The following is a 13192-nucleotide window of genomic DNA, read 5'->3' as shown; positions in this document are numbered from 1 at the left end:
ATGGCTGCCCAGCGCTACGAACCCGGCATCGACGCCGCCTCACTCGATGCGATCGACATGCACGTCCACCTCGAAGTGGACGGCCACGGCCACGAGTCCCTTCCGGCGGCCCTGACCGAGGCCTCCGCCAAGTACTTCAAGGCCGAGGACCGCAGCCCTTCGCTGGACCGGATCGCAGAGGTCTACCGCGAACTGAACATGGCCGCCGTCGTCTTCACCGTCGACGCCCGGACCCAGCTCAAGCACGAGCCCAACAGCATCCCGGACCTCATTGCCGGGGCGGCGCGGAACAACGACGTCCTGATCCCCTTCGGGAGCGTGGACCCCCGCACCGGCGCCGAGGCGATCCAGGGCGCCAAGCACCAGGCAATCGACCTCGGCGCGCGCGGGTTCAAGTTCCACCCGAGCCTGCAGGGCTTCGACCCCTCCAACGAGCAGTTCTACCCGCTCTGGGAAACCCTGCAGGAACTGCGCCTGCCGGCCATCTTCCACACGGGACAGAACGGCATGGGGGCGGGGCTCCCGGGCGGGTACGGCATCAAACTGGCCTACTCCAACCCGCTCCTGCTCGACGCCGTGGCCGCGGACTTCCCGGAGCTGCAAATCATCATGGCCCACCCCTCGGTGCCGTGGCAGGACGAGGCCAACTCGATCGCCACGCACAAGGCCAACGTGTTCATCGACCTCTCCGGCTGGTCCCCGAAGTACTTCCCGGAGTCCCTGGTCCGGATGGCCAACTCGGTCCTGCAGGACAAGGTCCTGTTCGGCACCGACTTCCCGCTCATCACCCCGCAGAAATGGCTGGGCGCCTTCGCGGACCTGCCGCTGAAGGACGAGGTCCGGCCCAAGATCCTCAAGCACAACGCCGTCCGCCTGCTCGGGCTCGGTGGCTGAGGTGTCCGTGGAAACCGCGCCCCAGACAACAGCCCAGGAGCGCCTCTACGGCGTATGCGACTACTACGACGCCGAATCCCTCCTCGCCGACGCGGAGCGGAAAGTGCTGGGGCGGCTGCGGGAGTTCCTGGACACCCAGGCCCGGCCGCTCCTGGCCGACTACTGGGAGCGCGGCGAGTTCCCGGACCAGCTCGCGCGGCCGCTGATCGACCTGGACCTCATGGAACCGGCGGAACTGACCGGCGCCCCGGGTGCGGGTCAGACACCGGCCCGGGGCATCTACCAGGGCTTCCGGATCTTCGAACTCGCCCGCACGGACGCCTCGCTGGCCACCTGGTACACGGCCCAGGCCGGGCTGTTCCGGACCGCCATCCGGGTCGGGGCCTCCGCGGAACAGCAGGCCGAATGGATGCCCAGGGTCATCGACTTCTCGCTCAAGGGCGTCTTCTCGCTGACGGAGCCGGAATCCGGCTCCGACATCGCCGGCGGACTCGCGACGACGGCCCGCAGGGAAAAGGGGCGTGAGGCCGGCCCGGACGGCGATACCTGGGTCCTGGACGGCGCCAAGCGCTGGATCGGCGGCGCGGCAACGGCCGACGTCCTTGCCGTCTTCGCCCGCGACGTCGCCGACGGCCAGGTCAAGGCTTTCCTCGTGGACCGCGAGGCGGCCGGCGTGACCCTGGAGAAGATCCACGGCAAGACCGCGCTGCGGATGATGCAGAACGCCCACATCACCCTCGACGGCGTCCGCGTCCCCGAGGCCAGGCGGCTCCATAACGTGAACTCGTTCCGGGACGTGGCGGCGATGCTGCGGGCCATGCGCTCGGACGTCGCGTGGATCGCCGCCGGCATCGCTGCAGGAGCTTTCGAAGCCGCGCTGCGCTACGTCTCCGGGCGCCGGCAGTTCGGCCGCCCGCTCGCGTCCTTCCAGCTCGTCCAGGAAAAGCTCGCCCGGATGCTCGGCAACGTCACCTCGGCGCTGTCCCTGGTGGTCCGGCTGACCGAACAGCAGGAGAAGGGCATCTACCGGGACCAGGACTCGGCCCTGGCCAAGATGCAGACCTCCCTGCTGATGCGCGAGACCGTGGCGCTGGCCCGCGAAGTGGTGGGCGGCAACGGCATCACGCTCGCGGCCGACGTCGCACGGTTCCATGCCGATGCAGAGGCCGTCTACTCCTATGAGGGGACCCACGAGATCAATGCCCTGATCGTCGGCCGGGCCCTCACCGGCCACAGCGCCTTCACCCGCTGACGCTCTTTACCCGCTGACGGCGTTCCGCCGTCGTAGTACACCCAAACCCAACCGCTCCAGGAGCCAAAGATGCCCAACCTCGTCGTCGACTTCGACAAACTCCTCACCCTCGCCGGCACCGACCTCGGCGCCACCGACTACCGCGAAATCACCCAGGAACAGATCAACAAGTTCGCCGACGCCACGGGCGACGACCAGTGGATCCACGTGGACCCGGAACGCGCCAAGGACGGCCCCTTCGGCGCCCCGATCGCCCACGGCTTCCTCACCCTCTCGCTCATCATCCCGTTCTGGGGCGAGCTGTTCGACGTCGACGGCGTCACCACCAAGGTCAACTACGGCCTCGACAAGGTCCGCTTCACCTCCCCCGTCAAGGTGGGTTCACGCATCCGCATGCGGGCCACCATCGCCGAAGTCACCGAGGTCAAGGGCGGCGCCCAGATCAAGGTCGCCAACACGATCGAGATCGAAGGCCAGGAACGCCCGGCCGTCGTGGCCGAGTTCCTCGCCCGCTTCTACAAGTAAACCGCCACACCCCTTCACCATCCCCCTCTGCCATAAGGAACAACGATGTCCCAAATTTCGCAGTTGCAGGCCATGGACGCGGGTACGCGTCGCCGTGAAGCACGGACCGTCATTGCCTCCAGCTATCTCGGCAGCACCATCGAGTACTACGACTTCCTGCTCTATGCCACGGCCGCCGCGGTGGTCTTTCCCAAGGTGTTCTTCTCCGGCGCGGACGAATGGGTGGGGGTGGTGGCCGCGTACGGGACGTTCGCCGCCGGCTACGTGGCACGGCCCCTCGGCGGCATCATCTTCGGCCACTTCGGCGACCGGCTGGGACGCAAGAACATGCTGATTGTCTCGATGCTGGTCATGGGCATCGCCTCCACCCTGATCGGACTGGTGCCCGGCGCCGCGGTGGCCGGAGCCTGGGGTGCCGTGATGCTCGTGATCCTCCGGGTCTGCCAGGGCATTGCCGTCGGAGGGGAGTGGGGCGGCGCCGCCCTCATGGCGCTGGAGCATTCGGAATCGGGCAAGCGCGGCTTCGCGGCTTCGTTCGTCAACGCCGGCGCCCCCACCGGCGCGGTGCTGGGCACCCTGGTGATGGGCGCGTTCGCGGCCCTGCCCAACGAGCAGTTCCTGGCCTGGGGCTGGCGCGTGCCGTTCCTGCTGTCCTTCGTCCTGCTGGGCATCGGCATGTTCGTCCGGCTCAAGGTCTCCGAAAGCCCCATCTTCAAGGCGGCACTGGAACAAGAGAAAGCCGAGCGGGAACAGGCCGAACGGGACAACACCCAGCGGACGGTGCCGGGCAGCGCGCCGGTGCGCCGCGAGATTCCCCTCCTGCAGGTCCTGCGCCGGCCCAAGACCCTGATCTTCACCATGCTGGCCGGCGCGGCCGGGTTTGCGCTCCAGGTGGTGCTGGCCACGTTCTCCGTGACCTACGCCGTGTCCAAGGGTGCGGACCGGCAGGGCGTTCTCTACGCCTTCGCGGCCGCCTCCTTCGTGTCCATCGCCTTCGTGATCATGGGCGGCCGGCTCTCCGACAAGCTGGGACGGCGGCCCGTCATGATCGGCGGCCTGGTGCTCTTCATCCTGTACCTCACGCCGATGTTCCAGCTCCTGTCCTCCAACAACATCGGGCTGATCTTCGTGGCCTTCGCCGTGGGCCTCATGATCCATTCCACCCTGTTCGGCCCGCTCGCGGCGTTCGTGTCCGAGCAGTTCGGCACCACCTCGCGCTACACCGGCGCCTCGCTGGGCTACCAGCTCGCCACGCTCCTCGGCGCGGGATTCACGCCGGGCATCGTGGCGCAGATCTTCAAGGATTCCGGACAGGACACGGCCGCCGTGGTCTGGTACCTGACCATCATGTCCGTCGTGTCGATCGTCTTCATCCTGCTGACGCGAGAGCCCAAGAACAACGATCTGCAGACTGTCCGGTCCTAACCAGGCCCGCTGGCGCTACCGTCTAACTAGAAAGGATTTTCCGTGGAGAATTTTGGCATCGGCTCGTGGCTGCAACGGCGCCGCCCGAAGTCGGGCACCAAGACCGCAATCATCGCCGGGGAACGCAGTCTCAGCTACAGCGAGCTCGCGGGACGCTCCACCCGGCTCGCCAACGCCCTCCGGGACCGCGGCGTAATCAAAGGCGACAGAGTGGCCTACCTGGGCGAAAACGATCCCTCCTTCCTGGAGACCCTCTTCGCCGCCGGCCTGGCAGGTGCCGTCTTCGTCCCGCTGAACACCCGGCTCGCGCCGCCCGAGATCCAGTTCCAGCTCCGGGACAGCGGCGCTGTCGTGCTGGTCCACTCGGAGGCGCTCGCGGTGCTCGCGGAACGCGGCTCGGCGGAGACGGCCGTGGGTTCGCGGATCGTCGTCGACGAGTCGACAGCGCCAGCCAAAACAGTGCCCGATTCAACGCTGCCCGACGGCGGGGCCGACGGCGGCGCTGGCCGGGGAACCGCCGTGGAGGCGTATGAGGCCGTCATCGCGTCCGGTGCGGCGCTGGCGCCGGACGAGCCCGTGGGCCTGGACGACGCCGCCATGATCCTCTACACCTCCGGAACCACCGGAAACCCCAAAGGCGCGCTCCTGACCCACGGCAACATCACGTGGAACTGCATCAACGTGCTGGTCGATTTCGACTTTGCCTCCACCGACGTGGCTCTCATGATCTCCCCGATGTTCCACGTCGCCTCCCTGGACATGGGCGTCCTGCCCACGCTCCTCAAAGGTGGCACCGTGATATTGGAGGCCAAGTTCGATCCCCGCCGGACGCTCGAGCTGATCCAGCAGCACCGCGCAACGACTATCAGCGGGGTGCCCACGACCTACCAGATGCTGTGCGAGCACCCGGACTGGGACGCCACGGACCTCAGCTCGCTGAACAAACTGACATGCGGCGGGTCCGCGGTGCCGATGCGGGTCCTGGAAGCCTACGAGCGGAGGGGGCTGCGCTTCTCCAACGGCTACGGCATGACCGAGACGGCCCCGGGCGCCACCACGCTGCCGGCGGCGAGGTCCCGGGACAAGGCCGGGTCCTCCGGACTGCCGCATTTCTTCACCGATGTCCGGGTGGCCGATCCCCTCGACCCGGCGTCCGGGCCCGCTGCGCCCGGAATGGTGGGGGAGATCCAGATCAAGGGTCCCAACGTCATCCACCAGTACTGGAACCGGCCCGAGGCCTCGTCGGACTCCTACACAGGGGACGGCTGGTTCAAGTCCGGAGACATGGGCTACAAGGACCCGGACGGTTTCGTGTTCATCTCCGACCGGCTCAAGGACATGATCATCTCCGGCGGGGAGAACATCTATCCCGCCGAGGTGGAGCAGGCGATCGCCGAGCTCGACGCCGTCGGAAGCGTCGCGGTGATCGGGGTGCCGGACGAGAAATGGGGCGAGGTGCCGCGGGCCGTGGTGCTGTTGCGGGAGGGCGCCCGGCTCACGGAAGAGCAGCTGCGCTCCCACCTGGAGGGCCGGCTGGCGAGGTATAAGATCCCCAAATCCGTCGTCTTCGTGGACGAGATGCCCCGGACAGCGAGCGGCAAGATCCGGAAAGCGGACCTTCGGAAGCTGGCGCCCGGCCACGTCTGACGGGGGAGCCCGGTCCCGGACGGTGAGCCGGTCTCTGGTCGCCGCCGGCGGCCGCGGTGCTTAGTGGATTGCGGCCAGCAGGACGCCGACGCCGACGAAGAGCCCGCCGAACGTCCGGTTCAGCACCTTTTGCCCGCGGGCGTCGCGGGTGAAGCGCTGGAAGGACCGGGCCGCAGCCGCGAAGAAGAACCACATGACCGCCACGTCGATCACGATCACGGTAGCGGCCAGGACCACGTACTGCGGCAGCAGCGGCTGCTCCGGCCGGATGAACTGCGGCATGAAGGCCAAGAAGAAGACCACGGCTTTGGGGTTGAGCAGATTGACCCAGAGGCCACGGCGGAACATGGACAGGCCCGGCTCGTTGCGCAGGGCCGCGGCCTTCTCCTGATCCAGGTCCGGCTTGTGCAGGAACTGCCGGATGCCCAGGTAGACCAGGTAGGCGGCGCCGGCGTAGCGGATCACGTTGAAGGCAACCGGTGAGCTCGCCACGAGCACCCCGACGCCGAGGGCCACGATCAGGATGTGCACAACGAGGGCGGCCTGCTGGCCCAGGATGCCCCAAAGGGACCGGCGGAATCCCGAGTTCAGGGAGTTGCTCATGGTGTTGATGGCGCCCGCGCCGGGAGTGAAGCTGATCAGGACGCCGGCGCCGGCCAGGGCCAGCCAAAGGGAGGGTTGCACCAGGTAAGTTTACGGTCCCGGCCGTGGCGGGTCCGATTGATGACGGGAGTCAGTCGCGGCTGAGGCCGTAGCTGAGAATCATGTTGCCTTTGCTGGTCTGCTGGGACGACTGCAGCTCCAGCCGGGTGAGGGCATCGCCGTCGTTGAACAGCCGCCGCCCGCTGCCGGCGATCACGGGATGGACGATCAGCATCAAGGTGTCGAGCAGCCCGGCGAACAGTAACTGGTGGACCAGCGAAATGCTGCTGAAGATCCCGATTTCACCGCCGTCGCTGTTCTTCAGGGCCGCGACGAAGTCTTCCAGCGGGCCCTCGATCAGGCGTGAATTTTGCCAATCCAGCTCGCCTGTCAGGGTCCTGGACGCGACAAATTTCGGCAGCGGATTGATGAATCCGGCAAAGTCCGCGTCGCTTTCGGCGTTGGGCCAGTATTCTGCCCATTGCTGGTAGCCCACGCGGCCGAGGAGCGCAGTGTCGATCCGGCCCATCATCTCGCCCATCCCGGCACCGAGCTCTTCGTCGAAGCTGTCGAATTGCCACTTGAACGGGTCTTCAACCACGCCGTCCACAGAGCAGAAAAGGCCGGCCGTCAATTTGCGCATGGGTTTCTCCTTGCCGTGGGTCTCCAGTCCAGATATCTAATGCACCCTATCCGCAGACCCGGAAGCAGGGAATGGCTGCCGGCAACTCGACGGCGAACGCCCCGGAGGCCGGCCGTGCCGCCAGCATCGCGGGTCTTGGGCGTGCAAGGAGCGCGCCCAAGACCCGCTAAGGGTTAGCCGTTGGACGTGTAGCCATCCGTGGCGGTGTCCCCGGGGCCGCCATGGCCGCCGCCGGGGCCGCCCTGGCCTTCCTGGGTTGCGGTCACCGTGAAGTTCGCATCCAGCAGGACAGTGGCGCGCGTGCCGTCCGCCTTCGTGATGTGGGCTTCGTAGGTGGCGCCGTCGGCGTCAGTCTCCATCCGCTCGATCGCCGCATCCGGCTGGGCGGCCTTTACCGCCGCTTCGACCTTCGTGGCGGTGTCGCCGGTGAGGACCTCCTCCGTCTTTCCGTTGGCCTGGTGCGGGCCGCGCTGGCCCCCGATGCCGTAGCCGTCGGTGGCCTGGGTCGAGGACGAGCTGCCGGTGGAATCGGCAGCCATCGCGGGGATGGCCGATGCGCCGATGGCGCCGCCGCCGATCACCGCAGCGAGCATGATGCCCGCGGTGGTCTTGTTGATCTTTGCCATGGTGAAACTCCTTTGCTGGGGCCTGGGCTTCCGGGCCGGCCGAGGATTCGGCCTGTACCCAGCCTCAGGCGCGGAGTTATGGCTGCACTTTCGGCGGCCTGTGCCGGTGCTGTGACCACGGCCGCCGCTCACGCCCGGGCGATGACCTCGCCGTTGGGAATCAGGAACCAGCCGTCGTCGGTGGAGCCCCACCGGTGCCAGCCCGCGGAAATCCGGGCCAGGTCCGCCTCGCTGGCCAGGCCGTACTCGAGCGCCTGGTCGGCAAAGGACGAATGCAGCACCCGCTCGCCCCACACCCGGGCCTGCCAGCGCCGCTCATGCCCAGTGGCGTAGAGCCAGTTGCTGCTGGACGGCGCCACATCCGTGAAGCCGGCGGCCTGCGCCCAGGACACGAGCCGGCGGCCGGCGTCGGGCTCGGCGCCATTGCGGCGGGCGATCCGCTGGTAGAGCTCCATCCAGTCGTCGAGTTCGGGGATGGCCGGGTACCAGCTCATGCCGTGGAAGTCGGCGTCGCGCACCGCCACTATCCCGCCTGCCTTGGCCGCCCGCCGCATCTCCCGCAGCGCCGCGACGGGGTCCGTGAGGTGCTGGAGGACCTGATGGGCGTGGACGACGTCGAAGGATTCGTCCGGGAAATCGAGGTCGTAGATGTTGCCGGCGGCAAAGCCGACATTGTCCACGCCGCGCTCGACGGCGAGGGCCGCGGCCTGGGCGATGATGTCGGGGGAGCGGTCCAAGCCTGTGACCCTGCCCGGCGCCACCAGCTCCGCGAAGTCGCAGGTGATGCTGCCAGGCCCACAGCCGACGTCGAGGACGGAGGTCCCGGGCATCAGATGCGGGAGCACGAACGCTGCCGAGTTTTCCGCCGTGCGGGAGGCATGGGCACGGACCACCGACTCGTGGTGGCCGTGCGTGTACACATCGTCAGGCTGCTGCGCACTCATAATGGAACGCTACCCTCCCTCGCCCGGAAAAGGGTGGACCCCCAACTGCGGGTCAGCAGGCGTGCGCCGCAGGCAGTTTTTTGCGGGTGGCCGTCAGTTTTGCCGCTTCCGGCGCCGGCGATTCTACGGATGAATGGAGGAGTGAAGATCAGCAACAGCAACAGCAACAGCAACAGCAACAGCAAAAGCGGCAGCGGCAGCGGCAGCGGCGCCGGCAACGGACTGGGCCTGTTCCGGGCCACCGGAATCTATGTCGGCGCGATCCTGGGCTCGGGTGTCCTGGTGCTTCCCGCCATCGCAGCCAAGGAGGCAGGCCCGGCGTCGCTCCTGGCCTGGGCTGTCCTGCTGGTGTTCTGCATTCCCGTTGCCTTCAGCTTCGCCGAAATGAGCCGCCAGCAGCCCGACGCCGGAGGGATCGCCCACTTCGTCAAGCGTGCCTTTGGTCGCCGCGCCTCGGTGGTGGCCGGGTACCTCTTCTACTTTTCGATCCCCTTCGGTGCCCCGGCAACGGCCGTGATCGGCGGCAACTACATCGCCCACGCCGTCGGCGGCGGCCGGGACACCGCAGTCCTCGCGGCGGCGGTGATCCTGCTGGCCGCCTTCGCGAGCAACGCCGTCGGCATCAGGGTTTCCAGCCGCATGCAACTGGTGCTCATGGTGCTGCTGGTGGCACTGCTCGCGCTCGCCGTCGTCCTCGCGGTACCGCACGCCAAAGCGGAAAATTTCCAGCCCTTCGCCCCGCACGGCTACTGGGCGGTCGGCGGTGCCGCGAGCCTGCTGTTCTTCTGCTTCGCCGGCTGGGAAGCCGTCTCGCACCTGGCCGGTGAGTTCCGGAACCCCGGGCGCGATCTCCGGCGGGCCACGTGGCTCACGCTGATTGTGGTGGGCGCGGTCTACATTGGCGTTGTCGCCGCCTCGGTGGCCGTCCTCGGCCCGGAACTGCCCGCTACGGCGGTGCCCGTCGCGGCGTTGCTGGAGAAAGGGCTGGGTTCATTGGCGGCCCCGCTCACCGCGGTTGCGGCGGCGGTTTTGACGTTCGGCCCCATCAACACCTTCGTGGCCGGGGCCAGCCGGCTCGGGGCCGCCCTGGCATCCGACGGCGTGCTGCCGCCCGCCCTTGCACGCGGTGCCGGGCGGGGGCAGGTACCCGCCGGAAGCCTGGCAACTCTGGCCGTCCTGACGTTGCTGTCCTTCGCTGCCGCCGTCGCCGGACTCACCGACATGCAGTTCCAGATCGGCGCCGCCTCGGCGTGTTTCACGGCCGTCACCGCGTTTGGGCTGGCGGCCGGCATCCGGCTGCTGCAGCCGCGGACCGTTGCCTGGTACGGCGTGATCGTGGCGGCCGGGGTCATGGTGGCCGTCCTGATCTTCAGCGGCTGGGCGCTGGGGGTTCCGCTGGCACTGGCAGCGGCCGCCGTCGGCGTCGGCAGGCGTTTTGGCGGGACCCAAGAACAGGAAACGGCGCCTTCTGCACTGGCGGAGGCGCTCCCCGGTGGCCGGCCGGAAACCGCCGCCCATCCGTGACGCAGCAGGCCGCGAGTCAGCCGGGGCGCTGCCCCGGCGCTTGCTCCGGCCCGGGGCCGCGGGCCGCTTCCTCACCGGCCCGGACAGTGGCATCGATCATGGAGTTCATGAAGCGGGTGGCGATCTCCAGTTCTTCGGGCGTGAAGTTCGCCATGGCTGCGCCCATGTGGCGGGCCAGCGGCAGGAACATTGCGCCGCCGTCCCGGTAGGCCTTGGGCGTCATGCGCAGCTGCACCTGGCGGCGGTCCGCGCCCTCGCGCTCACGGACCACGTGGCCGGAACTGTGGAGCCGGTCGATCAGTGCGGTGGTGGCCGGGGAGCTGAGGTTCAGCTCTTTCCTCAGCACCCCTGGAGTGACAATCTGGTCCCGCGCCGCGTGCCGCATGATGACGGCGAGGGCGTTGAGGTCCGTGCGGTGCATGTCATTGCGGCCGCCGGCGGAGTCCACATAACGGTTGGCTTCGAGGGTGAATTCCTGCAGGAGCCGGACGAGGGGCGGCGGACCGGCGGCTTCGGGCGGGACTGTGTTCTTGGGCGAGACCGCGTCTTCGGATGGGCCTGCGTCTTCGGATAGGCCCGGGGATTCGGCTGACACGGCGGACCTCCTTCGTCCCTTGATCCTGCCCCGGTGGTCTGACCGCGGCAGGTCGGCGCTGTCGACGGCGCCTTCGGGAGTCTACTGCAGGGTCTGCGGAGCGGTCTGACGCCGGCTGTCTTTCCATTCTCCTCCGGTGCCCCCGGCAAATGGGTTATCTCTATGATGGAGATAGTCTACTATGGAGTTGATCTCTGCTCCCACTCCGAGGCGCACCCTGGAAGGAAACATGAAAACGACTTCGTCCGCGGCGACCCGTGTCCCGTTCTGGCTGCGCTGGCTGGTCCCCGCAGTGCTCGTCCTGGCCTGGCTGGCGATCGCCGGCGTCGGCGGCCCTACATTCGGCCGCCTGAGCGAGGTGTCATCAAATGACCAGGCATCGTTCCTTCCCGCCGGGGCCGAGGCCACCGAGGCTGCGGACTGGCAGGCAAAGTTCAGGGACTCCAAGGAGATCCCGGCAGTGATCGTGGTTGAGAGCGACTCCGCCTTCACCCCGGCCCAGCTCCGCGAGACCGCGGCCCTCAAGGGCAAGCTGGAGGCCCTGCAGGCCGGGAGCACGGTTATCGGTCCCATCCCTTCCGAGGACGCCAAGGCAGTCCAGTTCGTGGTGCCCATTGCTTCCTCGGCGGAAGTGAAAACAGTCGTCAAAGAACTGCGCAACGAGGTCCGGGCGTCCGCGCCGGCCGGAATGCAGACATTCGTCACCGGACCGGCCGGCCTCACCGCGGACCTTGTGAGTGCCTTTGCCGGCATTGACGGCATCCTGCTGCTCGTGGCCCTGGGCGCCGTGTTCCTGATCCTGCTGATTGTCTACCGTTCCCTGCTGCTGCCCGTCATGGTGCTGTTCACGTCGGTCTTCGCGCTGTGCGCCGCGATCCTGCTGGTGTTTGGCATGGCTAAGGCCGGCTGGATCCAATTGAACGGCCAGAGCCAGGGCATCCTGTCCATCCTGGTGATCGGCGCAGCCACCGACTACGCCCTGCTGTATGTGGCCCGGTTCCGCGAAGCCCTGACCCACACCACCAACCGGACGGCCGCCGCCGTCACCGCATGGAAGGCGGCCTGGGAACCGATCCTGGCCTCCGGCGCCACCGTAATCATCGCGCTGCTCTGCCTGCTGTTCTCCGACCTCAACTCCAACAAGGCCCTCGGCCCGGTGGCGGCGGCGGGCATCCTCTGCGCGCTCTTCGCCGCCCTGACCCTGCTGCCGGCCCTGATGGCACTGCTGGGCCGGGCAGCGTTCTGGCCGTTCCGGCCCAAACTGCTACCGGAAACCGATCGGGAACCGGAACTGGTCACCGGCCTCGAGGGCCAGAAGGGACTCTGGCGGGCCACCGGTTCGCTCGTATCCCGCCGGCCGCGCACGGTCTGGGTCGCCTCGGTGCTGCTGCTCCTGGTAGCCGCTACCGGCCTCCTGCAGCTTAAAGCCAACGGCGTCGCCCAGACCGACGTCATCCTCACCTCCTCCAATGCCGTCGACGGGCAGGATGCCCTGGGCCGGCACTTCGACGCCGGGTCCGGCAGCCCCGCGGTGATCGTGGCCGACGAGGCAAACGCCCAGGACGTTCTGGCGAAGCTGCAGACCAGCGACGGCGTCGGAGACGCCTATCTGCTGGCCGAAGGCGGCGCCCCGGTCATCACCGGCGCCCCGGGCGCGCCGGCTGCCCCCGCAATCAGGGACGGGAAGGTCCTGATCAACGCGACGCTGAACCACGCCGCGGACTCCGCCGAGGCCGAAAACGCCGTGGTGTCGCTCCGCCAGGACCTGAAGAAGATAGACAGCGGTGTGCTGGTCGGCGGTGTGACGGCCACGGCGCTGGATACCAACACCACTGCCCAGCGCGACCTCGTCACCATCATCCCGGTGGTCCTGGGCGTCATCCTGGTCATCCTCATGCTGCTGCTGCGCTCGGTGCTCGCGCCGGTCCTGCTGGTCGCCTCCGTGGTCCTGTCCTATGCCGCGGCGATGGGCGTCTCCGCCTTCGTGTTCAACAATGTCTTCAGCTTCCCGGGCGCGGATGCGACGGTGCCCCTGTTCGGCTTCGTCTTCCTCGTGGCACTGGGCGTCGACTACAACATCTTCCTGATGAGCCGGGTCCGGGAGGAATCCCTCAAGCACGGCACCCGGGCCGGCATCCTGCGCGGCCTCGTAGTGACAGGCGGGGTCATCACCTCTGCCGGGGTGGTCCTGGCGGCCACCTTCGCGGCCCTCGGCGTCATCCCGATCATGTTCCTGGTCCAGCTCGCCTTCATCGTCGCGTTCGGCGTCCTGCTGGACACGGTGCTGGTCCGCTCCCTGCTGGTGCCCGCGCTGGCCTACGACATCGGCCCGCGGCTTTGGTGGCCCGGCAAGCTCGGCCGGCCAGGGAGCGGGGCTGTGGCCCGCGACGGCGCCCGGGCCACGCTGTCCGCCGAAAATCCGAAGGCAGATCCGGCTGAAAACGAGGAGGCCGGGGTCCGCTAGGCGGAACCGAA

Annotated in this window: 12 protein-coding genes; 7 read left to right on the top strand and 5 right to left on the bottom strand. The window is 68.0% G+C overall.

From position 1 onward, the window contains the following. The 5 genes from AC1D1A_RS13010 (at position 1) to AC1D1A_RS12990 (ending at position 5743) form a co-directional block, all read left to right on the top strand. Positions 1-894, top strand: a complete 894-nt coding sequence (locus AC1D1A_RS13010) for an amidohydrolase family protein (protein ID WP_476857334.1) — start codon at positions 1-3, stop codon at positions 892-894. Between the two features lie 7 nt (positions 895-901). Continuing rightward, the gene (locus AC1D1A_RS13005; protein ID WP_476947880.1) at positions 902-2146 is read left to right on the top strand and encodes an acyl-CoA dehydrogenase family protein; all 1245 of its coding nucleotides are present in this window, start codon (positions 902-904) and stop codon (positions 2144-2146) included. Positions 2147-2215: 69 nt separating this feature from the next. Beyond that, positions 2216-2671, top strand: a complete 456-nt coding sequence (locus AC1D1A_RS13000; protein ID WP_090952699.1) for a MaoC family dehydratase — start codon at positions 2216-2218, stop codon at positions 2669-2671. Between the two features lie 45 nt (positions 2672-2716). Continuing rightward, positions 2717-4096 (top strand): MFS transporter, encoded by a 1380-nt coding sequence (locus tag AC1D1A_RS12995; RefSeq protein WP_476857337.1) that lies wholly within the window; start codon positions 2717-2719, stop codon positions 4094-4096. Positions 4097-4138: 42 nt separating this feature from the next. Beyond that, positions 4139-5743, top strand: a complete 1605-nt coding sequence (locus AC1D1A_RS12990; protein ID WP_476947879.1) for an acyl-CoA synthetase — start codon at positions 4139-4141, stop codon at positions 5741-5743. A 60-nt stretch (positions 5744-5803) separates the two neighbouring features. Here AC1D1A_RS12990 and AC1D1A_RS12985 read toward each other — a convergent pair whose 3' ends face one another. From AC1D1A_RS12985 to AC1D1A_RS12970, 4 genes are all read right to left on the bottom strand, one after another. After that, positions 5804-6427, bottom strand: a complete 624-nt coding sequence (locus tag AC1D1A_RS12985; RefSeq protein WP_230008202.1) for a LysE family transporter — start codon at positions 6425-6427, stop codon at positions 5804-5806. A 49-nt stretch (positions 6428-6476) separates the two neighbouring features. Beyond that, the gene (locus tag AC1D1A_RS12980; protein WP_476857339.1) at positions 6477-7028 is read right to left on the bottom strand and encodes a dihydrofolate reductase family protein; all 552 of its coding nucleotides are present in this window, start codon (positions 7026-7028) and stop codon (positions 6477-6479) included. A 173-nt stretch (positions 7029-7201) separates the two neighbouring features. Continuing rightward, complete coding sequence (locus AC1D1A_RS12975) at positions 7202-7654, bottom strand: hypothetical protein (protein WP_476857340.1); 453 nt, start codon at positions 7652-7654, stop codon at positions 7202-7204. Between the two features lie 128 nt (positions 7655-7782). Beyond that, on the bottom strand, positions 7783-8598 hold the full coding sequence (locus tag AC1D1A_RS12970; RefSeq protein WP_243180592.1) for a methyltransferase domain-containing protein: 816 nt from the start codon (positions 8596-8598) through the stop codon (positions 7783-7785). A 141-nt stretch (positions 8599-8739) separates the two neighbouring features. On the opposite strand from AC1D1A_RS12970, the gene AC1D1A_RS12965 reads away from it, so the two are divergent. Next, positions 8740-10122: an APC family permease gene (locus AC1D1A_RS12965; RefSeq protein ID WP_476947878.1), complete on the top strand. Its 1383-nt coding sequence runs from the start codon at positions 8740-8742 to the stop codon at positions 10120-10122. 16 nt (positions 10123-10138) lie between these two features. Here the strand turns inward: AC1D1A_RS12965 and AC1D1A_RS12960 are convergent, their stop codons facing one another. Then, entirely contained in the window at positions 10139-10717 is a 579-nt protein-coding gene (locus AC1D1A_RS12960) for a MarR family winged helix-turn-helix transcriptional regulator (RefSeq protein ID WP_476947877.1), read from the bottom strand. A gap of 229 nt (positions 10718-10946) precedes the next feature. On the opposite strand from AC1D1A_RS12960, the gene AC1D1A_RS12955 reads away from it, so the two are divergent. Continuing rightward, positions 10947-13181 carry an MMPL family transporter gene (locus AC1D1A_RS12955; protein WP_476947876.1) on the top strand — a complete coding sequence of 745 codons (2235 nt, stop codon included), beginning with the start codon at positions 10947-10949 and terminating at the stop codon, positions 13179-13181. Positions 13182-13192 lie beyond the last annotated feature (11 nt).

It is taken from the genome of Arthrobacter sp. P1_B9, assembly GCF_056406495.1.
The sequence above is the reverse complement of the archived record's forward strand: the minus strand, read 5'-3'. Positions and strand labels throughout refer to the sequence as shown.

Bases quoted from the DNA above. Each gene is read 5' to 3' on its own strand.
- AC1D1A_RS13010 (WP_476857334.1), top strand. From the start codon at position 1: ATGGCTGCCCAGCGCTACGAACCCGGCATCGACGCCGCCTCACTCGAT.
- AC1D1A_RS13000 (WP_090952699.1), top strand. From the start codon at position 2,216: ATGCCCAACCTCGTCGTCGACTTCGACAAACTCCTCACCCTCGCCGGC.
- AC1D1A_RS12995 (WP_476857337.1), top strand. From the start codon at position 2,717: ATGTCCCAAATTTCGCAGTTGCAGGCCATGGACGCGGGTACGCGTCGC.
- AC1D1A_RS12980 (WP_476857339.1), bottom strand. From the start codon at position 7,028: ATGCGCAAATTGACGGCCGGCCTTTTCTGCTCTGTGGACGGCGTGGTT.
- AC1D1A_RS12975 (WP_476857340.1), bottom strand. From the start codon at position 7,654: ATGGCAAAGATCAACAAGACCACCGCGGGCATCATGCTCGCTGCGGTG.
- AC1D1A_RS12970 (WP_243180592.1), bottom strand. From the start codon at position 8,598: ATGAGTGCGCAGCAGCCTGACGATGTGTACACGCACGGCCACCACGAG.
- AC1D1A_RS12955 (WP_476947876.1), top strand. From the start codon at position 10,947: ATGAAAACGACTTCGTCCGCGGCGACCCGTGTCCCGTTCTGGCTGCGC.